General features: G+C 71.2%; 20 protein-coding genes and 2 pseudogenes. 9 read left to right on the top strand and 13 right to left on the bottom strand.

Translation table 11 applies throughout. The annotated features are described in order from the left end of the window. Positions 1 to 4: 4 nt before the first annotated feature. Both IE262_RS24425 and IE262_RS24420 read right to left on the bottom strand, forming a co-directional pair. A complete protein-coding gene (locus IE262_RS24425) occupies positions 5 to 886 on the bottom strand; it encodes an aminoglycoside phosphotransferase family protein (RefSeq protein WP_189876491.1) in 882 nt (293 codons plus the stop codon). An 82-nt stretch (positions 887 to 968) separates the two neighbouring features. Then, entirely contained in the window at positions 969 to 1,727 is a 759-nt protein-coding gene (locus IE262_RS24420; RefSeq protein ID WP_189876490.1) for a hypothetical protein, read from the bottom strand. A 221-nt stretch (positions 1,728 to 1,948) separates the two neighbouring features. Between IE262_RS24420 and IE262_RS24415 the strand changes: the two genes are divergently transcribed. Further along, positions 1,949 to 3,391, top strand: coding sequence for an NAD(P)/FAD-dependent oxidoreductase (locus tag IE262_RS24415; protein WP_189876488.1), 1,443 nt, complete (start codon positions 1,949 to 1,951; stop codon positions 3,389 to 3,391). 6 nt (positions 3,392 to 3,397) lie between these two features. On the opposite strand, the gene IE262_RS24410 is transcribed toward IE262_RS24415, so the two are convergent. Beyond that, entirely contained in the window at positions 3,398 to 3,805 is a 408-nt protein-coding gene (locus tag IE262_RS24410; RefSeq protein ID WP_134033342.1) for an SgcJ/EcaC family oxidoreductase, read from the bottom strand. Between the two features lie 18 nt (positions 3,806 to 3,823). Then, positions 3,824 to 5,005, bottom strand: coding sequence for an FAD-dependent oxidoreductase (locus IE262_RS24405; protein WP_189876486.1), 1,182 nt, complete (start codon positions 5,003 to 5,005; stop codon positions 3,824 to 3,826). A gap of 149 nt (positions 5,006 to 5,154) precedes the next feature. Here IE262_RS24405 and IE262_RS24400 point away from each other — a divergent pair, with 149 nt between their 5' ends. After that, positions 5,155 to 5,859, top strand: a complete 705-nt coding sequence (locus IE262_RS24400) for a pentapeptide repeat-containing protein (RefSeq protein WP_134034068.1) — start codon at positions 5,155 to 5,157, stop codon at positions 5,857 to 5,859. Positions 5,860 to 5,901: 42 nt separating this feature from the next. Here the strand turns inward: IE262_RS24400 and IE262_RS24395 are convergent, their stop codons facing one another. Then, positions 5,902 to 6,402, bottom strand: a complete 501-nt coding sequence (locus IE262_RS24395; RefSeq protein WP_134033347.1) for a hypothetical protein — start codon at positions 6,400 to 6,402, stop codon at positions 5,902 to 5,904. Between the two features lie 36 nt (positions 6,403 to 6,438). Between IE262_RS24395 and IE262_RS24390 the strand changes: the two genes are divergently transcribed. Continuing rightward, positions 6,439 to 7,857: a M1 family metallopeptidase gene (locus IE262_RS24390; RefSeq protein ID WP_189876484.1), complete on the top strand. Its 1,419-nt coding sequence runs from the start codon at positions 6,439 to 6,441 to the stop codon at positions 7,855 to 7,857. 110 nt (positions 7,858 to 7,967) lie between these two features. Here the strand turns inward: IE262_RS24390 and IE262_RS24385 are convergent. Both IE262_RS24385 and IE262_RS24380 read right to left on the bottom strand, forming a co-directional pair. Further along, positions 7,968 to 8,477 (bottom strand): annotated as a pseudogene (locus IE262_RS24385) (GNAT family N-acetyltransferase); the annotation flags it as partial. A gap of 126 nt (positions 8,478 to 8,603) precedes the next feature. Beyond that, the gene (locus IE262_RS24380; protein ID WP_189876482.1) at positions 8,604 to 9,179 is read right to left on the bottom strand and encodes a TerD family protein; all 576 of its coding nucleotides are present in this window, start codon (positions 9,177 to 9,179) and stop codon (positions 8,604 to 8,606) included. Positions 9,180 to 9,382: 203 nt separating this feature from the next. Here IE262_RS24380 and arfB point away from each other — a divergent pair, with 203 nt between their 5' ends. After that, entirely contained in the window at positions 9,383 to 9,820 is a 438-nt protein-coding gene (arfB, locus tag IE262_RS24375) for an alternative ribosome rescue aminoacyl-tRNA hydrolase ArfB (RefSeq protein WP_134033364.1), read from the top strand. A 17-nt stretch (positions 9,821 to 9,837) separates the two neighbouring features. On the opposite strand, the gene IE262_RS24370 is transcribed toward arfB, so the two are convergent. Together IE262_RS24370 and IE262_RS24365 are read right to left on the bottom strand one after the other, a co-directional pair. Then, the gene (locus tag IE262_RS24370; RefSeq protein WP_134033367.1) at positions 9,838 to 10,314 is read right to left on the bottom strand and encodes a GNAT family N-acetyltransferase; all 477 of its coding nucleotides are present in this window, start codon (positions 10,312 to 10,314) and stop codon (positions 9,838 to 9,840) included. Positions 10,315 to 10,412: 98 nt separating this feature from the next. Continuing rightward, a complete protein-coding gene (locus IE262_RS24365) occupies positions 10,413 to 10,979 on the bottom strand; it encodes a flavin reductase family protein (protein ID WP_189876480.1) in 567 nt (188 codons plus the stop codon). Between the two features lie 366 nt (positions 10,980 to 11,345). Here IE262_RS24365 and cdgB point away from each other — a divergent pair, with 366 nt between their 5' ends. Both cdgB and IE262_RS24355 read left to right on the top strand, forming a co-directional pair. Continuing rightward, on the top strand, positions 11,346 to 13,061 hold the full coding sequence (cdgB, locus tag IE262_RS24360) for a diguanylate cyclase CdgB (protein WP_189876478.1): 1,716 nt from the start codon (positions 11,346 to 11,348) through the stop codon (positions 13,059 to 13,061). Positions 13,062 to 13,257: 196 nt separating this feature from the next. After that, positions 13,258 to 14,214 (top strand): CBM35 domain-containing protein, encoded by a 957-nt coding sequence (locus IE262_RS24355; RefSeq protein WP_134033377.1) that lies wholly within the window; start codon positions 13,258 to 13,260, stop codon positions 14,212 to 14,214. Positions 14,215 to 14,252: 38 nt separating this feature from the next. Here the strand turns inward: IE262_RS24355 and IE262_RS24350 are convergent, their stop codons facing one another. The 3 genes and pseudogenes from IE262_RS24350 to IE262_RS24340 form a co-directional block, all read right to left on the bottom strand. Continuing rightward, positions 14,253 to 15,179: a 1-phosphofructokinase gene (locus tag IE262_RS24350; protein WP_189876476.1), complete on the bottom strand. Its 927-nt coding sequence runs from the start codon at positions 15,177 to 15,179 to the stop codon at positions 14,253 to 14,255. 185 nt (positions 15,180 to 15,364) lie between these two features. Beyond that, positions 15,365 to 16,522, bottom strand: coding sequence for an N-acetylglucosamine-6-phosphate deacetylase (nagA, locus tag IE262_RS24345; protein ID WP_229877452.1), 1,158 nt, complete (start codon positions 16,520 to 16,522; stop codon positions 15,365 to 15,367). A gap of 255 nt (positions 16,523 to 16,777) precedes the next feature. Then, positions 16,778 to 17,611 (bottom strand): annotated as a pseudogene (locus IE262_RS24340) (ROK family protein); the annotation flags it as partial. Between the two features lie 253 nt (positions 17,612 to 17,864). Here IE262_RS24340 and IE262_RS24335 point away from each other — a divergent pair. From IE262_RS24335 to otsB, 3 genes are all read left to right on the top strand, one after another. Beyond that, positions 17,865 to 19,088 carry an extracellular solute-binding protein gene (locus IE262_RS24335; protein WP_308432784.1) on the top strand — a complete coding sequence of 408 codons (1,224 nt, stop codon included), beginning with the start codon at positions 17,865 to 17,867 and terminating at the stop codon, positions 19,086 to 19,088. A gap of 66 nt (positions 19,089 to 19,154) precedes the next feature. Next, positions 19,155 to 19,382 carry a DUF3263 domain-containing protein gene (locus tag IE262_RS24330; RefSeq protein ID WP_134033387.1) on the top strand — a complete coding sequence of 76 codons (228 nt, stop codon included), beginning with the start codon at positions 19,155 to 19,157 and terminating at the stop codon, positions 19,380 to 19,382. 61 nt (positions 19,383 to 19,443) lie between these two features. Further along, positions 19,444 to 20,376, top strand: coding sequence for a trehalose-phosphatase (otsB, locus tag IE262_RS24325; RefSeq protein WP_189876474.1), 933 nt, complete (start codon positions 19,444 to 19,446; stop codon positions 20,374 to 20,376). Positions 20,377 to 20,500: 124 nt separating this feature from the next. Here otsB and IE262_RS24320 read toward each other — a convergent pair whose 3' ends face one another. Continuing rightward, positions 20,501 to 21,916: an alpha,alpha-trehalose-phosphate synthase (UDP-forming) gene (locus IE262_RS24320; RefSeq protein ID WP_189876472.1), complete on the bottom strand. Its 1,416-nt coding sequence runs from the start codon at positions 21,914 to 21,916 to the stop codon at positions 20,501 to 20,503. Positions 21,917 to 21,983 lie beyond the last annotated feature (67 nt).

The raw sequence follows: 21,983 nt of genomic DNA, 5'->3' as shown, positions 1-21,983 counted from the left end.
CTGCTCAGCTGTCGCGCAGCCGCCGGCCGATCTCCAGCTGCTGGGGGTCCAGGCCCCGGCCGTCCTCGATGTCCCACAGGCAGTTCTGCAGGACGCGGCCCAGGGTCCAGGCGCGGGCGCGTGCGCGGTCCAGGGAGAGGACGTCGGTCATCGCGTCGAAGCGCCAGGAGAGCTCGTCGGGATCGAAGCGGTTGTCGAGGGCGGGCCAGAGGTCGAAGCCCGGGTCACCGGCGAGGGGCTTGGGGTCGATGGCGAGCCAGGGGGCGCGCTCGGAGGCGAGCACGTTCTCGTCGTGGAGGTCCCAGTGCAGGAGCCGGTCGCCGGGCTCGTCGAGGACCTCCCGTACGGCGGCGGCGCAGTCGGCGAGGAGCCGGCGGGCGGCGGGGTCCGCGACCCGCTCCAGAGCCCTCGGCGTCTCGTCGACCATGGCCGCCGCGATGTCGGCGAGCCGGCGCATGCCCTCGGGCGCCGGGAAGGAGGTCAGGTGGGCCAGCAGCCGGGCGATGACCAGGACCGCCTCGCGGGTGTCCGGCACGTGGGAGAGCATCCGGGCCGGGTCGAGCCGTTCGAGGAGCATCGTGCCGGTGGCGTCGTCGTGGTCGAGGAGCCGTACGGCCCCGTCGCCGTCCCACACGCGCAGCGCGACCGGCTCGCCCACGCTCTCCTCGTCCAGCAGTTGCAGCTTGAGCACGGCCGGGGCGCCGTCCCGGCGGACCACCGGCAGGACCAGCGCGGACACGCCGTACATCGACGGGCCGTCGACCCGCAGCTCCCAGCGGTCGAGGAAGTCGGCCGCGAGCCGCGGCAGACCGGCGACGAACGCGCGCCCCGCCTCCCCGTTGAACTCGCTCTGTGACGCTGCCAGTTTCTCGGGGACCTCGATCATCCAGCCGACCTCCTTGTTCGTGCTCCGGGCAAGATCACTGGGAAAGACGGACCTGGACAGGCCTAGACGGACCTGGACGGACCTACACGCGGCCGGTGTGGGTCGTTGACCAGCGCATCCCATCCGTCACATGCTCAAGATAGGCCGGGTCGCTGACCGTCACTGTGATGTCGACGTACGGACGCTCTTCGAACGGGCGGGTTTCCAGCAGTCGCCACACCCGCCAGTAATCCAGATCGGCGGGGTCGTCCCACGTAGCCATGTCCGCGCGCGATTCTCCGGGCTCCCAAGGCTGGTCCTCGTCCTCCAGTGTCGCCACCTCACTCCACAGCGGTACGTTGCGGACCGGGCTGGAGTGGTAGGTGGTCACCACGTCGGCGGCCCGCTGAGCGAACGCTTCGGCACTACTCGCCGTCAGGACGTAGTGGGATATCTCATCCTGTCCTGATCCTCCGCTCAGCTCGTACACATCCTTCGCCTTGCGTCGGGGTTCGAGCAGGGTCCTGCCGTCGTCCGTCAGCAGATATCCGGCCGCGTCGACGCGAAGCTCCTTGCCGAAGACGAAGTCATGCAGTTCCTGGAAGTCGTCCTTCAGCCGCATGCCTGCGACGATCTCCTTGCCCCGCTCTTTGGAGAAGGGGTACCGGTCGCCACGGGGCACTCGATCGTCGTCGGTGCCCAGGTATCCGTTCGTCAGCAGGAACCACGCGTCCACCAGCAGGGCCATGGGAAACGTGGGGTTGCTTGGAACCTGCCAAGCGTCTGGATTGATGAGGTGCACTCTCCCGCGGAACGTCGAGTCCTCGACGGTGTCGATGGACACGGTGAAAAGATCAGTCATGGCGAGACAGCTCCTCAGTCGGGAAGTGGTGGTCGCCGATGATCACCACAGATCCTGGACAGTAACCGCCCCCACTGACAATCCCCGCCGATCCGTACGGCAGCTCCCGAGTCCGCCCCAGTTCACAGAAGTGACCGTCCCGGGTCCGCGCGGAACCACGAAAGCAGAACCACGAAATCCGAAGGAGACACCCGCCACTTACACGGGTTAACGTCCGGCTCATGAGCAGCAGATCAGGCACGGCTGTCCCCGGTGTCCCCGGTGGCCCCGGTGGTGTCGTCAACGGAGGCGTCTCCTTCTGGTACGCGGACGACGGGCTCCCCGAGCGTCGTGCGCCCCTGCCCGGGGACGCGACCGCCGACGTCGTGATCGTCGGCGGCGGCTTCACGGGGCTGTGGACGGCGTACTACCTGAAGAAGGCGGCCCCGTTCCTCCGAATCACCGTGCTGGAGCGGAAGTTCTGCGGCTACGGTGCCTCCGGCCGCAACGGCGGCTGGCTCTACAACGGCATCGCGGGTCGCGACCGGTACGCGAAGCTGCACGGCCACGAGGCCGCCGTACGGCTCCAGCGCGCGATGAACGACACGGTCGACGAGGTCGTCAGGGTCGCGGCGGAGGAGGGCATCGACGCCGGTATCCACAAGGGCGGAGTCCTCGAAGTGGCCTGTACGCCTGCTCAGTTGGCGCGGCTGAAGGCCTTCCACGCCACGGAGTTGTCGTACGGCGAGAGGGACCGCGAGCTGTACGGCGCCCGGGAGGCCGCGCAGCGGGTACGCGTCGCGGACGCCGTCGGCGCGTCCTGGTCGCCGCACGGCGCACGGCTGCAGCCGGTGCGACTGGTCAAGGGGCTGGTGGCCGCGGTGGAGGCCCTCGGGGTGACCGTCCACGAGTCGACCCCGGTCACGGAGATCCGCCCCAAGCACGCGGTCACCCCGTACGGCACGGTCCGCGCCCCCTACGTGCTGCGCTGCACCGAGGGCTTCACGGCCGCGCTGAAGGGCGAGCGGCGCACCTGGCTGCCCATGAACTCCTCGATGATCGTGACCGAGCCGCTCACCGAGGCGCAGTGGGAGACCGTCGGCTGGGCGGGCCGCGAGACGCTCGGCGACATGGCGCACGCCTACATGTACGCCCAGCGCACCGCCGACGACCGCATCGCCCTCGGCGGCCGCGGCGTGCCGTACCGATTCGGCTCGCGCACCGACAACGACGGCCGGACACAGGCGAAGACGATCACAGAGCTGTACGAGATCCTGGTCCGCTTCTTCCCGTCGCTCACCGGCGTGCGGGTGGACCACGCCTGGTCGGGCGTGCTCGGTGTACCGCGCGACTGGTGCGCCACGGTGACCCTCGACCGCTCCACCGGCCTCGGCTGGGCGGGCGGTTACGTCGGCTCGGGCGTGGCGACCGCGAACCTGGCCGCACGCACCCTGCGCGACCTGGTCCAGCAGGACTCCGGCCAGGCGGGGGCGACGGATCTGACGTCGCTGCCGTGGGTGGGGCACCGGGTCCGCAAGTGGGAGCCGGAACCCTTCCGCTGGCTGGGCGTCCACGGCCTGTACGCCGCGTACCGCACCGCCGACCAGCGTGAACTCGCCCTGTCCGGCGCGGAGTCGTCACGCCTGGCGCGGCTGGCGGACCGGGTGACGGGCCGCCATGTCTGATGTCGCTCATCGGTCTTGGCCCTGGTCGACCCGCACTTCGGTGTTCTGGCCCGCGTGCAGCAGCCACCGGCCGTCATCGTGCTTGGTCATGACGTAGAGCGGAGAGCCTTCGGTGTCGCCCTCCGCCGAGTGGTAGACCTGCCGGACCTTGACGGCCGCCACGTCGGGCCTCAGGAACCGCGTGTGCACTGCCTCGTAGGTGACTTCACCGTCCCAGCTCGCGGCGGGCAGTACGGCGCGGGTGAACTCGGAGATCGCGTCGAAGCCGATGAGGACCTTGCCGTGGCCGGTCGTCCAGAGAGCATCGTGATGGAACAGGGCGAGGAAGCCCTCGACGTCCTTGGCGCGCTGCGTGCGTTCGACTGTGGCCACGACCTGCTCGATGGCCTCGATGTCTGAGGTTTTGGTGTCCATGCGGATCACTCTGTGACCTCAAGCATGCTTGAGGTCAAGCCCTTGGCGGCCGGGTGACTGCCGGCCGAGGGCCAGAGACACAGCCGCGAGCGCGCTGTTGAACGACACCTCCGACAGCACACCGGGCGCCGCCACCTGGTCGCCCGCCAGGTAGACGCCGTCGCCGCGGTCGACGGCGGGCCGGTCCCGCCAGGTGGTACCGGGCAGGTCGACCGCGCCCGTACGCCCGTTCGCGGTGGCCTCGCGCCGCCAGGTGACCCGCTCGCGCCAGCCCTGGAAGGCGAGGTCCAGGAGACGCTCGGCGCGGGCGACTCCGGAGGCACGGGACTCGCGCGGCCCGATCGGGATCTGCCCCTGGACCAGCTGCTCCCCGGCCGGGGCGAGGGTGCGGTCCTGGGCGGTGAAGCGCTCCAGCCAGCCGGGTGCGTCCAGGTCGGACACGGCGAAGGCGTCACCGCGACGGCTGCGGACGGCCACGTCGACGAGCGCGGTACGGCCGCTGGGCCAGGTCAGCGAGTCGTCCCGGAGGAGGCGCCGGGCGGCGTCGAGGGAGGTGGCGACGACGACCGGCCTCTGACCCTCGGGAACCGTCTCGACCCGGGCCAGGGTCTCCACGCGGACACCCAGATTCCAGGCCCTCGCGGCCATCCGGTCCACGACGCAGCCCCAGCCTCCCCGCGGGTACTGCGCCTCCGGCGGCAGCTTCGTGGCCCGGCGGAGCCGTTCCTGCACGAAGGCGGCGGACAACGACCCGGGATCGTGGTGGAAGATCGCCACGGCGGAGTAGTGGGCCGCGGCCCGTGCGGCCTCCTCGCCCGCCTGCTCGGTGGCCCACGTCAAGAAGTCCACGTCGACGGGCGCCGGGTGCGCCGTACGGCGCCGCAGCAGCTTGAGCATCGCGAACGGCGGCGTACGGCGCAGCACACCCTTGTGGTGCAGCCTGAGACGGGCGCCCTCCAGGGGCGGGATCGGGGCGAGGGGCCCGATGAGGTCGCGCTGCCTGAGCCAGGTCCAGTGCGGGCCGCCGTTGTAGAGCGCGTGCGGACCCTCGTTCGTCCGGTACGGGCCCTCGGCGGTCCTCGCCCGGCCGCCGAGGGTGTGATGGGCCTCGTACACGGTGACCTTGGCGCCCGCCTCGGCCGCGGTGATGGCGGCGGTGAGTCCGGCGAAGCCGCCACCGATGACGGTGATGCGGTGCATGACTGGGGCCTCCCTGTTGCTCCGGTGTTCCGGTCTTCCTGGGTCACCACTACGACACGTCGAGGGCGCCGGAATGTGACATCACGGCGGGCCTTCGGGAGAAGACGCAGGTCAGGCGGATTGTCAGTGGAGGAGTGCAGGATGGGGGCATGGCGAGGAAGGCGACGGGCGGGACCGGCAGGACGGGCGGGACCGGCGGAACCGAGGTGCGCAGTGCGCGGCGGCCGGAGGTGCGGTTGCCGCCGCTGGAGCCGTACGGCGGTGCGGGGCTTGAGCCGGACGGGGACTACGACGGGCTGGAGTTCACGGAGGAGGACTTCGTCGCCCAGGACGGCGCGGGAGCCCGCTTCATGGACTGCGCGCTGAGGGGCTGCGCCCTGGACGAGACGCGGCTGCACCATGCCCGCGTGCTGGACTGCGTCCTCACCGGGATACGCGGCGTGGGCACCGACCTCGCCGAGTCCACCCTGCGGGACGTGGAGCTGGTCGACGCACGGCTGGGCGGCGTACAGCTGCACGGCTCCGTCCTGGAGCGGGTCGTCATCCGCGGCGGCAAGATCGACTATCTCAACCTCCGCAAGGCCCGCCTCAAGGACGTGGTCTTCGAGGACTGCGTCCTCGTGGAGCCGGACTTCGGGGGTGCCCGGCTGGAGCGGGTCGAGTTCGTGGACTGTGCGTTGAAGGGGGTCGACTTCAGCGGGGCGGTCCTCAGGGACGTGGATATGAGGGCCGCGGCCCAGCTGGAGATCGCGCGGGGGGTGGACCGGTTGGCGGGGGCGGTGATCAGTCCGGGGCAGTTGCTGGACTTGGCACCTGTGTTGGCGGCGGAGATGGGGATCCGGGTGCAGGCGTAGTCGTCCGGTGGAGGGGGAGCCGGGTATGTCGCGGCGGGAGGGTCATCCCACGCGCGGAAACCTGGCCTCCAACGTCCAGATCACCGAGTTCTCCCGCAGCCCCTCATGGAGATCCGTGAGGTCGGCGATCAGATCGTGCAGGAAGTCCCTGGCCTCACGGCGCAACTCGGCGTGGGAGAAGGTGAGGGGCGGTTCGGCCGGCGGCAGCCAGTCCGCCTCGATGTCCACCCATCCGAAGCGGCGCTCGAAACGCATCCGGTCCGTGGACTCGGTGAAGTCGAGCTCGGCCCGCTGGGGCCGCGCGGCCCGGCTGCCGTGCGGGTCCTTGTCGATCCGCTCGACGATGTCGCACAGCGCCCACGCGAAGTCGAGCACCGGCACCCATCCCCAGGCTGTGGACAGCTCCCGGTCCTCCTTCGTGTCCGCGAGGTACACGTCCCCGCAGAACAGGTCGTGCCGCAGCGCGTACACGTCGGCGCGCCGGTAGTCGGTCTGCGGCGGGTCGGGGAAGCGGGTGGAGAGGGCGTAGCCGATGTCGAGCACGAAGCGATGGTGTCATGTCCTCATAGGATCGGCGCCATGTCCCGATCCGCACCGGTTGTCCCCGCCGCCCTGCTCGCCTTCGCGCTCACCCTGTCGGCGTGCACCGGCGGCGGTGACGACGGAGCGAAGGGCACCCCCGGTTCCCCCGGCCTGCGGGACCCGTACTTCCCGAAGATGGGCAACGGCGGCTACGACGTCACCCACTACGGCCTGACCCTCGACTACCACCCCGACGGCAACCACCTGCGGGCCACGGCCGTCATCACGGCACGGGCGAAGCAGGACCTCAGCGCGTTCGACCTCGACCTGAAGGGGCTGGACGTCAAGGGCGTCACCGTCGAGGGCGAGGAAGCCCGCTGGAACCGGGCGGGGCAGGAACTGACCGTGCGCCCGAAGGAGGACCTGGACAAGGGGGAGACCTTCCGGACGACCGTGCGCTACTCCGGAACCCCGGAGACGATCACCGACCCGGACGGCTCCGAGGAGGGCTGGCTACGGACGGGCGACGGCGCGCTGGCCCTCGGCGAACCGACGGGCTCGATGGCCTGGTTCCCCGGCAACCACCACCCCTCCGACAAGGCGTCCTACGACGTGACGGTCACCGTCCCGGAAGGCGTGCAGGCGGTGTCCAACGGGGAGTTGACGAAGGAGTCGACGAAGAAGGGCCGCACGACCACCACCTGGCACACCGCGGAACCCATGGCGAGCTATCTGGCCACGGTCGCGATTGGCCGCTACGACATCCGACGCTCCACGACGCCCGACGGCCTGCCCGTGTACGTCGCCGTCGACCCCTCCCAGGCGAAGGCGAGCCGAAAGGTCCTCGCCCGCATCCCGGAGATCATGACGTGGTCGGAGGACATCTTCGGCCCGTACCCCTTCTCCTCCACGGGCGCGATCGTCGACCGCCCGGACGACGCCGCCTACGCCCTGGAAACCCAGAACCGCCCGTTCTTCCCCGGCGCCCCCGACACCGAACTCCTCGTCCACGAACTGGCCCACCAGTGGTACGGCGACTCCGTGACCCCCCGGACCTGGCGGGACATGTGGCTCAACGAGGGCTTCGCCACCTACGCCGAGTGGCTGTGGCAGGAGGAACACGGCGGGCGGACGGCCCAGCAGGTCTTCGACGCGCTGTACGACGGCGACTACTACCAGGACCGCACCGACGACGAGGCCATCTGGGCCTTCCCACCCGCCAAACCCTCCAGCGCCGCGCACATCTCCGACAGCCCGGTCTACGAGCGCGGCGCCATGGTCCTCCACAAGATCCGCCAGAAGACCGGCGACAACACCTTCCGCACCCTCCTCCGCGGCTGGGCCACCGCGCACCGCCACGGCAACGCGGACACGGCCGAGTTCACGGCGTACGTCGAGCGACAGGTCCCGGACGAGGACTTCAGCGGGATCTGGAAGGAGTGGCTGTACGGGGACGGGAAGCCGGGGAGGCCCTGAGAGTGCCGCGGCGTCCTGGGGCGCGTGACGGGTCACCTGCGCGTGAAGTGTGACAGTTTTCCGGAAAGTGTCGCACTCCACGTACCACGTACCAGCCCGGCGCGCTCTCACAGCGCTTTGCGCAACACGGCGCAGGGGCGCTGCCGTTGCCGGTCCCTGCGATGGTCGATGACGGCATACCCGAGGGCCTGCCAGAAGGTAAGCCCACGAGGGTTGTTGTCGAGTACGGCGAGGCGCAGGGCGGCACGTCCGCGCGCCCGGAAGCGCTCCTCGACGAGCCCCGCGACCTCCCGTCCGTACCCCTTGCGCTGCTCGCCCGCGTCGATGAGGAGGAGCCCGAGCCAGGGGTCCGGATCGGCCGGGTCGGGGTGCCGGGCGAGCGTGATCGCGACCCCTACCAGCCGCCCCGCGCTGCGCGCCAGCAGCACCTCCACGTCCGGATTCACCAACTCCTCCGCCAGGGCAGCCGCCACCTGCTCCGGGCGGATGTCGTCCGGGTCCGGGAAGTCGCCGCTGAGTGCGTGGAAGTCGCGGTTGGAGGCATACAGGGCGGTGAGTTCGGTGAGGAGCGGGCCCGGGATGTCGTGGTCGGCGGTGAGGGGGAGCGGCTCAAGACGCATGCGCGGCAGGTTATCCAGTTCCGTTCCGGCGTCCGTGGAACTCGAACGGGACGTGCTTGGACCGCGCGCAGGAGCCCCGGCCCGGCGGGTCCTGCCCGGGTCGGGGCTCCAGTTGCCGCGTACGGCTCAGACGTTCACGCCGAAGTCCTGGGCGATGCCCACCAGGCCCGAGGCGTAGCCCTGGCCGACCGCGCGGAACTTCCACTCCGCGCCGTTGCGGTACAGCTCGCCGAAGACCATCGCCGTCTCCGTGGCCGCGTCCTCCGACAGGTCGTAGCGGGCGATCTCGGCGCCGCCGGCCTGGTTGACGATGCGGATGTAGGCGTTGCGCACCTGGCCGAAGTTCTGCGAGCGGGACTCCGCGTCGTAGATGGAGACCGGGAAGACGATCTTGTCGACGTCGGCCGGGAGGGCCGCCAGGTTGACGTTGATCGCCTCGTCGTCGCCCGCGCCTTCACCCGTGCGGTTGTCGCCCGTGTGGACGATGGACTGGTCCGGGGTCTGCTTGTTGTTGAAGAACACGAAGTGGGCGTCCGAGTAGACCTTGCCCTGCTGGTTGACCGCGATCGCCGAGGCGTCGAGGTCGAAGTCGGTGCCCGTGGTGGTGCGGACGTCCCAGCCGAGGCCCACGGTGACGGCGGTCAGGCCCGGAGCCTCCTTGGTGAGCGAGACGTTGCCACCCTTGGACAGGCTTACAGCCATTGTTGGGAGTCCTTCCCTCGTTGCGTACGGGCTTCGTACCGGGCACGAAGCTACAGCTACCCCTATGAACGCGGCGGGGGGTACCGAAGGTTCCGGCCCTCTTTACTTTCTTTACCTGCGGTCCGGGGAGCCGTACGCCCGGCCGTACGCCCAGCAGGACGCCCGGGAAAAGTGCGTGACGGGGACCGGTCACGCGCGGGACCATGGATGGCATGTCCGGTCCCTATCTCATCCGCGGCTCCGTCTCGCTTCCCGAGGCCGAGCTCATGTGGCGTTTCTCGCGGTCGAGCGGGCCCGGCGGCCAGCATGTGAACACCAGCGACTCGCAGGTGGAGTTGCGGTTCGACCTGGCGAAGACCGAGGCCCTGCCCGAGGTGTGGAAGCAGCGGGCCCTCGCCAAGCTGGCAGGGCGGCTCGTGGACGGCGTGGTGACCGTCCGCGCCTCCGAGCACCGTTCGCAGTGGCGCAACCGGGAGGCGGCGGCCGTCCGGCTGGCCGCGCTCCTCGCCGAGGCCACGGCGCCCCCGCCGAAGCCGCGCAGGCCGACCCGCATACCCCGCGGCATCAACGAACGCCGCCTCCGCGAGAAGAAGCAGCGCTCCGACACCAAGCGGGGAAGGTCCGGGCGCGACTGGGGGTGACTCCGGCTCCCCAGGAGCTACGACAGTTCCAGCACCCCGACCGTCTCGCCCTCGACCGTCTCCCCGTTGGGGCGGAAGCCGAGCCGCAGGTAGAAGTTCTCGGGGCCGTTCGGTCCGGGATGCCAGGTGACGTACAACTCGGTGCCGCCCCGGCGGCGGATCTCGTCGGCCACGGAACGGACGGCGAACCGGCCGTAGCCCCGGCCCTGTTCCCCGGCCGCGATGTTCAGCCGCCACAGCCCGGACCGGACGAGGCTGCCGCCGTCCGTCCTCCAGTCGATGTCGAAGAAGGCCATGAGGAACCCGACGGGCCGGTCACCGTCGACGATCAGACGTGGCCAGGCGACACCGGCCGGGTGGACGTACGCCTCGGCGAGGGACTTCATCACCGGTGAGACCGCGAATTCCTGCTCCGGGCGGACCTGTATGCCGGTCGCGGCCTCGAAATTCCGGGGGGTTACCTCTTCGAGGCGGAGTGCGGGCGTCGTCGTCATCCGCGCACCCTAAGGCGGTGGATCACCGAGGGGCGAGCGAATTCCCCGCCGCCCGTCGTCGGTTTCCCCCGCACACCTCACACCGCCGGCTTCCCGCCTCAACCCAACTGCCGGTACCGCCCCCGGAAGTACGTCAGCGGCCCCCCGCCCGCGCCCGGGGCCGACGCCGTCAGGACGCGGCCGATCACGAGGGTGTGGTCGCCGGCCGTGACGCGTTGTTCGGTGCGGCACTCCAGGGTCGCCAGGGCGCCTCCCACGAGGGGTGCGCCGGAGGCCTCGCCGCGGACGTGGGGGATGTCCGCGAAGAGGAGGCGGTCGCTGACGCGGCCCTTCATGGCGAAGCGGCCCGCGATCTGGCGCTGGGTCTCGGAGAGTACGGAGACGGCCCACAGCGGCTGCTCGGCGAGCAGGTCGTCCATCCGGGAACCCTCACGGAGGCTGACCATGACCAGGGGCGGGTCCAGGGACACGGACATGAAGGACGTCGCCGTCATGCCGACGTCCTCGCCGCGCGGCCCCTCGGGGTCCAGCGGTGGCTCGTGCGCGGTCACCAGGACCACTCCTGCGGCCAGCCGGGACAGCGCGGCACGGAACTCGTCTTCGCTCACCCCCTCAGCATGCCCGGCGGGGGCGGATACGGTCGGGGCAGGAGAGGTCTTCGGCACAGTCGGACGCTAGCTCCCGGCCGGTGTGCGCCGCATCCGACCAGAGTCCGGAGAGAGTCCGGAGCCGGTCCTAGGACCTCGGACGGAGAGGCTTGAGAGACGGGGGCGCCCGCGCGAACACATTCGGTCACAGCCCCCACACAGAGCCCCGCGTAGTGTTCAGTCGGCGGATGGCGAAAATGCAGAACCTCCACTCAATTGTTCACGTTTTGCTGTGACTTGAGTCACAGGTGCCGTTTTTTGTTGACCCTGTGTACCGAGTGGGCAGCGCGCTGTGATTCAGTGGCTGGGAGCTTACGAGTAGTACGCCGACCAGCACGCCGAAGACAACCCTGGAGTTGCTGCGAGACCTCGGGGGGAGGGCGAATGGAGACCGACACCGACTCGGAGCCGTACGTCCGGCTGAGGACTCTGCGGCAGCTGCACCAGGTCATGGCGGACATGAACACCGCACGCAGCCTGGCCGACACGCTGCAGACCGTCGCCGACGGCATCGTGAACGGACTCGGCTACGAGCTGTCGTGCGTCAACCTCGTCCGCCCCGACGGAGACCTCGTCGTCGCCGCGCTCGCCGGCAACTCCGCGGCCGAGGCGCTGATCACCGGCCGTGTCGGCTCCCGCGAGTCCTGGGAGCGCCGCCTTGCCATGGCCGAGGCCTGGGGCGACCTGCGCTTCATATCGCACACGGAGGGCTGGGTACTCGACGACGACGATGTGCCCCAGTGGTTCACCGACGGCCCCGCCCCCCGCTTCGAGGACGAGTGGCACCCCGCCGACCGCCTCTTCGCGCCGATGTACACCCCGGGTGCCTCGGGCACCTCCGGCACCTCGTGCGGCGAACTGCTCGGCGTGATCTCCGTGGACCGGCCGCGCAACGGGCGCCGCCCCGGCGCATGGGGGCGCGAGGCGCTCCAGATGTACGCCTTCCAGGCCGCCATCGCGATCAGCAACGCCCGGCTGCGGGCCAACATGCAGCGCGCCCTGGTCAGGCTCGAACGGGAGCAGCAGGCCCTGCGCGCGAGTGAGGAATCCTTCCGCCAGGCCTTCGAGTACGCCCCGTCCGGCATGGCCATCGCCGAGATGGGCGGCGACGAGCACGGCCGGATCCTCAGGACCAACGACGCGCTGTGCCGGCTGCTCGGCCGCCCCGCCTCCGCGATGCGCCGCTACTCCTTCGCCGACCTCGTCCACCCCGAGGACATCGGCACCCTCCTGCGGACCTCCGCCGAGGGCGGACGCGCGGAGCTGCGGCTCGGGCGCCGCGACGGGACGTACGTCTGGGTGTCCCTGCGCAACTCCGTGGTCGCCGACGCCGCCGACGGGCCCCGTTTCCTGCTCACCCACGTCGAGGACATCGAGGAGCGCAAGCGCCGCGAGCTCCAGCTCGCCCACCGCGCCTCGCACGACTCGCTCACCGGCCTGCCGAACTCCGCCGAGCTGCGCTCCCGCCTGTCCGCCCGCCTCTGCCGGCGCCCGCAGTCGCTGCCCGCCGGCGCGGCCGACTCGATGGACGCGGCGTTCGAGCGGCACGACCCGTTCGCCGAGGGCCACCCCGCGTTCGACGTGAGCGGCCAGGGGTTCGCGTTCGGCACCGGGCCCGGATCCGGTGCCGGAACCGGGGCGTACGACGCCTTCGACCACCATGTGCACGTCGTCGCCCCCGAGGGCGAGCACGACGACGGCACCAAGGGCCTCGCCGTGCTCTTCTGCGACCTCGACGGATTCAAGTCGATCAACGACCGCTTCGGGCACAACGCGGGCGACGCCGTCCTCATCGAGGTGGCCCGGCGCCTCGGCGGCGCCGTGCGCGACGGGGACACGGTCGCCCGGCTCGGCGGCGACGAGTTCGTGGTCCTGGCCGACGGACTCGGCCGGGCCGACGCCCAGGACCTCGCCGTACGGCTGCGCAACGAGATCATCCAGCCGATCCGGGTCGACGGCCGCGCCATGCGGGTCGGTGCCAGCTTCGGCATCGGCTGGGCCCACTGCGGCATGACGGCCGACGAGGTGCTGAAGTCGGCCGACGAGCGGATGTACATCGAGAAACGATCTCGTCCCAGACAGCACCGGCGTGCGGGGTGAATCACGGGTGTACTCCCCGTGCACTCCAGATGCACGGCCCTTTTCCCGCAGGTCAGCACGGTGATCCCGGTGGTAACGGACGGTGTGATCGGCGCGATGATCCAACCGGAGTCACCCGTTTGGGTCACCTGGAGCGGGTAGGCTCGCCACTCACGCACGTACCGGATTCGTACCGCACCGCTGAGGAGAACTTGGGATGACGCCCGGCAGCAACGGCGCGAGCACGCCCGAGGACGACGACCCGTTCGGCTATCTGTACGCCGACGGTCAGGCCCGGGGCGCCCAGCCGCCGTCGGGGGGCTACGGCTACCCGAACGCCGTCAACAGGGTGCGGGCGGTCGGTGAGCGCAAGTACGGCCAGCAGGCCGCCCAGGCCCCGCAGCAGCCCGGCCAGACGGCCGCCTATGGCCAGGTGCCGCAACAGGGCGGCTACGGCCAGCCGAACGCGAACTACCAGGCGCCCGAGGCGTTCCCCGGCGGCGCGCCCACGACCCGTCAGTCCGCGCACGGCGGTGGCGGTGGCGGCCGGGGCCGCGGTCCCAACACCAAGGGCCTCCTCATCGGCGCGATCGCCGTGGTCGCCGCCGTCGTGATCGGCATCAGCGTGGCCATGCTCGGCGGCGACGACAGCGAGAACACCGGCGGCGACACCGGCGCGTCCTCGGCCCCGTCGGCCGACGAGAGCGCAGGCGAGCCCAGCCGGAAGCCCTCCGAGCAGACCGACGACGAGGCCGCACTGCCGGAGATAGACGCGAAGGCGCTGCTGCTCGGGGGCGGCGCCACCACCGCGTCGGACATCTCCGGAGCGAAGGCGGACGGCGGCACGTACGTGACCGGCTTCAACACGCCCGGCGCGTCCGTGACGTGGAATGTGAACGGGATCCCGAAGAAGGGCCAGTACCGCCTGTACGTCAACTACGGCGTGCCCGGCAAGGACGCCGACGCCACGCTCTCGGTCAACGGCACGGCCCAGACCCGCCCGCTGAACATGAAGAACTTCGCGAACGCCGCCGAGGGCGACTACGAGAAGGGCTGGACGGAGACCTGGGCGAACGTCCAGCTGAACAAGGGCACCAACACCATCAAGATCTCCTGCGAGCAGGGCAACCAGTGCGACGTCAACCTGGACCAGCTGTACCTGGTGAAGGAGTGACCCGGACGGCCCGGTGACCGCAGAAGGGTGACCGGTGCTCAGGCCGCGTCGGCCTCCCCGGTCACCCGCACCCGCCCCACCAGCTCCTCGTACACCGCCCGGTCGAACTCGCCCGCCACGGGTGCCAGGACCGTCGCGGTCGACAGTGCCACCGCGCGGGCCAGCCGCTCGGGCCACGGCAGGCGCTCCACGAGACCCGACAGCAGCCCCGCGACCGCCGAGTCGCCCGCGCCGGTCGGGTTGCCGCGGACGCGGCGGGGCGGTGTCGCCCGCCAGCGGCCCTCGGCGGTGTGGGCCAGCAGTCCCTCGGGCCCCAGGGAGGCGACCACCGTGTGGGCGCCACGGCGGCGGACGTCCCGCGTGGCCCGGGAGGGCTCGTGGGAACCGGTGAGCTCGGCGAGTTCATCGGTGTTCGGCTTCACCAGGTCCGGGCGGGCGGCCACGCCCCGGCGCAGGGGCTCACCGCTCGTGTCGAGGAGCACCGGGACGTGTGCCGCCCGCGCGGCCCGGACCAGTCCCGCGTACGCGCCCACGGGCACTCCTTGCGGCAGGCTGCCGCACAGGGCGACCGCCGACGCGGAGCCCAGCAGGTCCTCGTACGCCTCCTGGAAGGCGCTCCACTCGGCGGGCGCTATGGCCGGGCCCGGCTCGTTGAGCTGAGTGGTGTCACCGGTCGCGTCGACCACGGCGACGGTACGGCGCGTCGTGCCTTCCACGGGCACCAGTGCGTCGACGACGCCGGTGGTGTGGGCGAGCCGCTCCCGCAGGGCGCGTCCCGTCGTGCCGCCGGCGAAGCCCGTGACGGTCGCCTCGTGGCCGAGGGCCGCGAGGACGCGGGCCACGTTCAGGCCCTTGCCGCCGGGGCGTTCGGTCACCTCGGTCACCCGGTGCGAGGCGTGGGGTGTGAGGTTCCGTACGCGATACGTGATGTCGAGAGCGGTGTTCAGCGTGACCGTGAGGATCACCAGGCCGACCCTCCCCCCAGGTTCGTTGGCGCGCTTCGGTTTCGGGCTGGGAAAGCTGTTGTGTTGCTGGTCCTGATCATGCCAAAGAGGTGGCGGTCGGCCCAGCCCCGGAAGCCGAGGGCAGCCCGGAAGCCGAGAGCACATCGCTATCCGAGGGCAGTCCGGCATCAGGGGGCAGTCCGGTATCAGGGGGCGACCACCCACTCACCCCGCCGCATCACCCCCTTCAGCCCGAACTGGGCGTCCAGGACCACCAGATCGGCGTCCTTGCCGGGTTCGAGGGAGCCCACACGGTCGTGGACGCCCAGCAGCCTGGCCGGATTGGCGGAGATGGCCGCCACCACGTCCTCCACCGGCAGCCGGTCCACCGTCACCGCCCGCTGGAACGCGCGGTCCAGCGTGAGCGTCGAGCCCGCGATCGAGCCACCCTCCACCAGCCGCGCCACGCCCGCGCTGACCTCGACCTCCAGCGGACCGAGCCGGTACCGCCCGTCACCGAAGCCCGCCGCGTCCATCGCGTCCGTGATGAACGCCACCCGGGAGCCGCCCGCGTGACGGAACGCCAGCTCCAGGGAGGCCGGATGGAGATGGACCCCGTCGTTGATCAGCTCGACGGTGACCCGCTCGTCCTCCAGCAGCGCCGCCACCGGCCCGGGCTCACGATGCCCGAGCTGGGGCATCGCGTTGAACAGATGCGTCGCCACGGTCGCCCCCGCGTCGATCGCCTCCGCCGTCTGCTCGTACGTCGCGTCCGTGTGCCCGATCGCCGCGATCACCCCGTGCTCCGCCAGGAGCCGTACGGAGTCGATGCCGCCCGGGAGTTCGGTGGCGAGCGTGACCATCCTGGCGCGGCCGCGTGCCGCGTCGATCACCTTGCGGACCTCCTCCGGGTCCGGGTGGCGCAGCAGCGACTCCGAGTGCGCGCCCTTGCGGCACGGCGAGATGAACGGACCCTCGAAGTGGACGCCCGCGATCTCGCCCTGTTCGGCCAGCTCGGACAGCAGGCCCGCCCGCTGTGCGAGGAAGTCCATGTCGACGGTGACCGTCGAGGCGACGAGGGTGGTGGTGCCGTGGCGGCGGTGGGTGTGGATGCCGTGGAGGATCTCGTCGGCCGTCCCGGAGGTGAAGGACGCGCCGCCACCACCGTGGTTGTGCATGTCGACGAAGCCGGGGACCACCCAGTGACCGGTGAGGTCGATCACCTGGGCGCCCTCGGCGATCCCGGCGATCCCGGCGGCCCCCTCCGGCCACCGCGACCCGTCCGCGATCCGGGAGCCCTCGACGACCACGCGGCCGCCGTCCACGATGCCGGTCGGCAGGACCACCCGGGCGCCGGAGAGCACCGTGCGCGGCGCGCTGCGGGAGGCATGGTGGGAAGGGCGCGGGGCGCGACCCGGCACCGGACTCTGCCGGTCCTGGTCTCGGTCCCGGTCCTGGTCCCGGTCCGGGTTCCGGTCCCGTTCCAGGTCCCGTTCACTGGCCGTGGCCATCAGGTGGTTACCTCCGACAGTCGTAGGAGTGGTGGTCAGCAGATCCCAGGCCAGCAGTCCCGCGCCCAGGCATCCGGCGGTGTCCCCGAGGGCCGCGGGGACGATGGACGGCAGCTTCTGGAAGGTGACGCGGTGCCGTACGGCGGCCCGTAGCGGTGTGAACAAGGTTTCCCCCGCCTCGGCGAGCCCGCCACCGATGATCAGGGTGCGGGGGTCCAGGAGGGTGAGCGCGGTGACGAGCCCGTCGGCGAGCGCGTCCACGGCGCCCTGCCAGACCTCGCGTGCGCGGGGGTCCCCGGAGTCGACGGCCTTGGCGCAGTCCGCCGCGTCCGCCTCGGGGTTCCCGGACGCCGCGGCCCAGGCCTCGCTGACGGCGGACGCCGACGCGTACCGTTCCAGACAGCCGCGCTGCCGGCACGGGCACGACACGCCCCCGGGCCGTACGACGATATGGCCGATCTCGCCCGCGAAGCCGTGCGCCCCCGCCTCGACCGTGCCGCCGACGCCGATCGCGCCCGCGATGCCGGTGCCGAGTGGCACGAACAGAAAGCGGTCCGCGCCCTGGCCCGCGCCGATGCGGCCTTCGGCGAGTCCACCCGTCCGCACGTCATGGCCGAGGGCGACCGGGACGCCGCCCAGCCGTTCGCTGAGCAGCGCACGCAGCGGGACGTCGCGCCAGCCCAGGTTGGCCGCGTACACGGCGGTGCCCTGCTCGGCGTCGACGATGCCGGGGACGGCGACGCCCACGGCCGCGGCGGGCTCGCCGAAGCGGCGCTCGCCGTAGGCGCGCAGCTCGGCGGCGAAGCCGAGGATCGACTCGACGACGGCGTCCGGGCCGCGCTCACGGCCGGTCGCCCGGCGGGCCTGGTGCAGCAGGGGAGGCGTGGGGGGTGCCCCGGCCGGGGGCGTGGTGCCGTGGGCCCCCACCAGGGCGGCCTTCATCCCGGTGCCGCCCACGTCGAGGGCGATGACATGTCTCACGGGAACAGTGTGGCCCGTACACCCGGAAGAGGTCTAGTCCACTCGCGTGGTGTAGACCTTGTGCCGAAGTTCGAGAAGTACAGGTTTGAACGTCTGCCTACGACCCAGGCTGGACGCACGGGGCCTGGACCAAGAAGTTGGAGTACTCACTGTGCATCTGCCTGCGCATCGCCGGCGTACGACGGGTTGGCTCGCGGTGGTTACCGCGCTGGGCGTGACGGCGGCGGTCGCCGGCTGCGCGGGCCCTGCCACGGCGCAGGAGGTCACGCTGAGACTGGTGGCCGCCGAGTACGGTGACTCCGCGGCGAACAGCTCGAAGAAATACTGGGACGCGCTCGTCAAGAAGTACGAGGCCGATCACCCGGGCGTGCAGGTGCAGGTCAGCGTTTACTCGTGGAACGACGTCGACCGCAAGGTCAAGGAGATGGTCGCGGCGGGCAAGGCGCCCGACCTCGCGCAGATCGGCGCGTACGCCGACTACGCCGCACGGAACCAGCTCTACGAAACCGGCCGGCTGCTCTCCATCCCCGTACAGGCCGATTTCCTGCCGCAGCTCAGTGAAGCGGGCAAGGTGAGGCGGATCGCGTACGGGATGCCGTTCGCCGCGTCCACGCGGGTGCTCTTCTACAACAAGAAGCTGTTCGCCGACGCGGGGATCAGCGACACACCCGAGACCTGGAACGACCTCGCGGAGGACGCGGCCGCGCTCAAGGCGAACGGCGTCAAGACCCCGTTCGCGCTGCCGCTGGGCCCGGAGGAGGCCCAGGCCGAGACCATGCAGTGGCTGCTGAGCGGAGGGGCCGGCTACACAGCCGACGCCGGCTCGTACAAGTTCGACTCCGACACGAACATCGAGACGTTCACCTGGCTCAAGGACGAACTGGTCGACAAGGGCCTGACCGGCCCGACGGAACCCGCGAAGCTGAACCGCGCCGACGCGTTCACCGCGTTCACGCGCGGCGAGGTCGGCATGCTCAACGGCCACCCGACCCTCATGAAGGCCGCCACCGAGCAGGGGGTGGAGTTCGGCATGGTGCCCCTGCCCGGCCGCGACGGTCCGGCCCACGCCAACCTCGCCGTCGCCGACTGGATGATGGCCTTCAAACAGAACGGCAACCGCCAGGAGATCGGCGAGTTCCTCGACTTCGTCTACAGCGAGAAGAACGTGCTGGACTTCTCCCGCCAGTACGACCTGCTCCCCGTCACGACGTCCGCCTCGGAAACCATGTCCGCCAGCGAGTCGGACGCCGACCTCACGCCTTTCCTCGACGAACTCCCGCAGGCCGAGTTGCCTCCCGTCGGCAAGAAGTCCTGGGCCGAGGTCAGCGCCGCCGTCAAGGAACGCATAGGCAAGGCCGTCTCCGAGAACGGGGACCCCAAGGCGGTGCTGGCGGGACTGCAGCAGTTGGCGGTGGCGGCGGAGACCGCGGACCGGTAGGTCTCAGCGGCCTCAGCGGATTCAGTGCTGTCAACGGTGTCGGTGGCGGGGGCTACGGTTCTGGTCATGGACGAGCTGAGCCCGCGCGAACTGGCCATCCTCGCCCTGGAACGCCGCGGCTTCGCGGGCCCCGGGGCGAAGGAGCGGGCCATACGGGAGCAGCTGGGACTGGCGCCCGTGCGCTACTACCAGCTGCTCAACGCGCTGCTCGACGACCGGCGGGCCCTGGAGCACGACCCGGTGACGGTGAACCGGCTGCGAAGGGTGCGGGAGGCGCGGCGGAAGGAGAGATGAGTCCTGGCATGTGGAGGTGAGTCCTGGCATTTGTTCGATGGCGCGTGGATAGGGTCCCCGTATGGGCACCCACTCGGAACCGACGGACTCCCACGACCTCAACGCCGCCAAGGCCCCCAACCCCCCTACGGCTTCCCCAGGCTTCTCCGACGCGCTGCCCGCCCCCGTGACCGCGGCCGGGCGTGACGCACTCGACGTGATCCTCGCCCGTCCCGGCCGAGCGGTGGTCGGGCTCGACTTCGACGGGACGCTCGCGGCGATCGTGCCCGACCCGGAACAGGCCCGCGCCCACCCCGAGGCGGTGCCCGCGCTCGCGGCCCTCGCCCCGAAGGTCGCCTCCGTGGCCGTGATCACGGGCCGCCCGGCCGGTGTGGCGGTCCACCACGGGGGCTTCGCGGGCGTGGCCGGCCTGGAGCACCTGGTCGTCCTCGGTCACTACGGTGCGGAACGGTGGGACGCGGTCACCGGCACCGTCACGGCGCCGCCGGCCCACCCCGGCGTCGCCGCCGTGCGCGCCGAACTTCCCGGTGTCCTCGAACGGGCCGGGGCCTGGCAGGGCACGTGGATCGAGGAGAAGGGCCGTGCCGTCGCGGTCCACACCCGTCGGGCCGCCGACCCGCACGCGGCCTTCGAGGCTCTGCGCGAGCCGCTCGCCGAGCTCGCCACGCGCCACGGTCTCGTGGTCGAGCCCGGCCGTCTGGTCCTGGAGCTCCGGCCGCCGGGTGTGGACAAGGGGGTGGCGTTGCGCGAGTACGTACGGGAGGTCGGCGCCGAAGCGGTGCTGTACGCCGGCGACGACCTCGGTGACCTCCCCGCCTTCACCGCCGTCGAGGACCTCCGCGCCGAGGGCGTGCCCGGACTCCTGGTGTGCAGCGGCAGCAACGAGGTCACTGCGTTGGCGAAGCGGGCGGATCTGGTGGTGGACGGCCCGGCGGGTGTCGTACGGCTACTGGGGGCCATGGCAGCGGCGATGAACTCACCCACGACTGGCTGATTGTTCAGCCCGTCCGGCGTGTGAGGACGAGGCCGTTCAGGCCGAAAAGCAGCCGAAAAGCAGAGGTCTGGGGGCGGCAGCCCCCAGGGAGGGGACGGGTAGGGGCGGCGGGGGCGAGGAAAAGCTAGTCGTCCAGCGCACGCAGCTGAGCCAGGAACCACTGCGTCGGCGGCAGCGCCGTCGCCGCCGCGGCGAGCCGCTTCGTGCGTTCGGCACGCTCACCCCGCGCCATCGACAGCCCCTCGTGAAGAGCCCGCGCCGTCCCCCCGATGTCGTACGGATTCACCACCACCGCGTCCTCCCCCAGCTCTTCGTACGCCCCCGCCTCCCGGGACAGCACCAGCACACACCCCTCGTCGGAGACGACCGGCACCTCCTTGGCGACCAGGTTCATACCGTCCCGGATGGGGTTCACCAGCGCCACGTCCCCCAGCCGGTACGCGGCCAGCGAGCGCGCGAAGTCGTCCTTCAGATGCAGCACGACCGGCGTCCAGTCCGCCGTGCCGTAACGGGAGTTGATCGCGGACGCGACCCGCTGCACCTCGTCCATGTAGTCCCGGTACACCTTGAGGTCCTGCCGGGACGGGTACGCCAGCGCCACATGGACGACCCGCTCCCGCCACGACGGCCGGTCCTCCAGCAGCTGCTCGTAGGCCAGCAGCCCCCGCACGATGTTCTTGGACAGCTCGGTGCGGTCCACCCGCACGATGGACCGGCGCGGGCTCCCGTCCGGCGCCGTACCGATCTGCTCCCGCAGCGAGCCCATCCGCTCGTCCACGTCGGCCTCGTGCGCCCGCCGGCGGAGGAAGTCCGCGTCGGCGCCCAGGCCGTGCACCCCGATCCGTGTCCCCGACGGGATGCCGGGGCCGCCCAGCACCGCCTGACAGCAGTCCGTGAAGGCGTCCGCCCAGCGCTGCGTCAGGAACGCCGCCCGGTCCGCGCCGAGGATGCCGCGCAGCACCTGCGCCGCGATGTCGTCGGGCAGCATCCGGAAGTACTCCGGCGGCGCCCACGGCGTGTGCGAGAAGTGCCCGATCCGCAGGTCGGGGCGCAGCTCGCGCAGCATCCGCGGGACCAGCACCAGGTGGTAGTCCTGGACCAGCACGGCCGCACCCCGCGCCGCCTCCTCGGCCAGCGCCTCGGCGAACGCCCGGTTGTACGCCTCGTACGACGCCCACTGCCGCCGGAACCCGGCGTCGAAGACCGGTTCCAGGGGCGTCTGGTACAGCATGTGGTGCACGAACCACAGCACCGAGTTCGCGATGCCGTTGTACGCGTCCGCGTGCGTCGCGGCGTCGATGTCCAGCATCCGGACGCCGGGCTCTCCCACGCCCCGCCGTACGGCCTCGCGGTCGCCGTCGCCCAGCGCGGAGCACACCCACACCGCGCCGGCCTCCGGCCCGATCGCCGACAGCCCCGAGACCAGCCCGCCTCCGCCGCGCCTGGCCGTGAGCTCGCCGCTCTCGTCCAGGGCGTACGAGACGGGGCCGCGGTTGGACGCGACGAGGACGTGGGCGCCGTTGGCAGAAGCGGAAGCCATGTTCGTCAACCTAGCCGTCGTCGCATCCGCTCAAACGTACGGTCCGTGGGGTGACCGAGGGCGCCTC

The sequence above is a fragment of the Streptomyces bluensis genome, from assembly GCF_014650715.1.
GTDB classification, from domain to species: Bacteria; Actinomycetota; Actinomycetes; order Streptomycetales; family Streptomycetaceae; genus Streptomyces; species Streptomyces bluensis.
The sequence above is the reverse complement of the archived record's forward strand: the minus strand, read 5'-3'. Positions and strand labels throughout refer to the sequence as shown.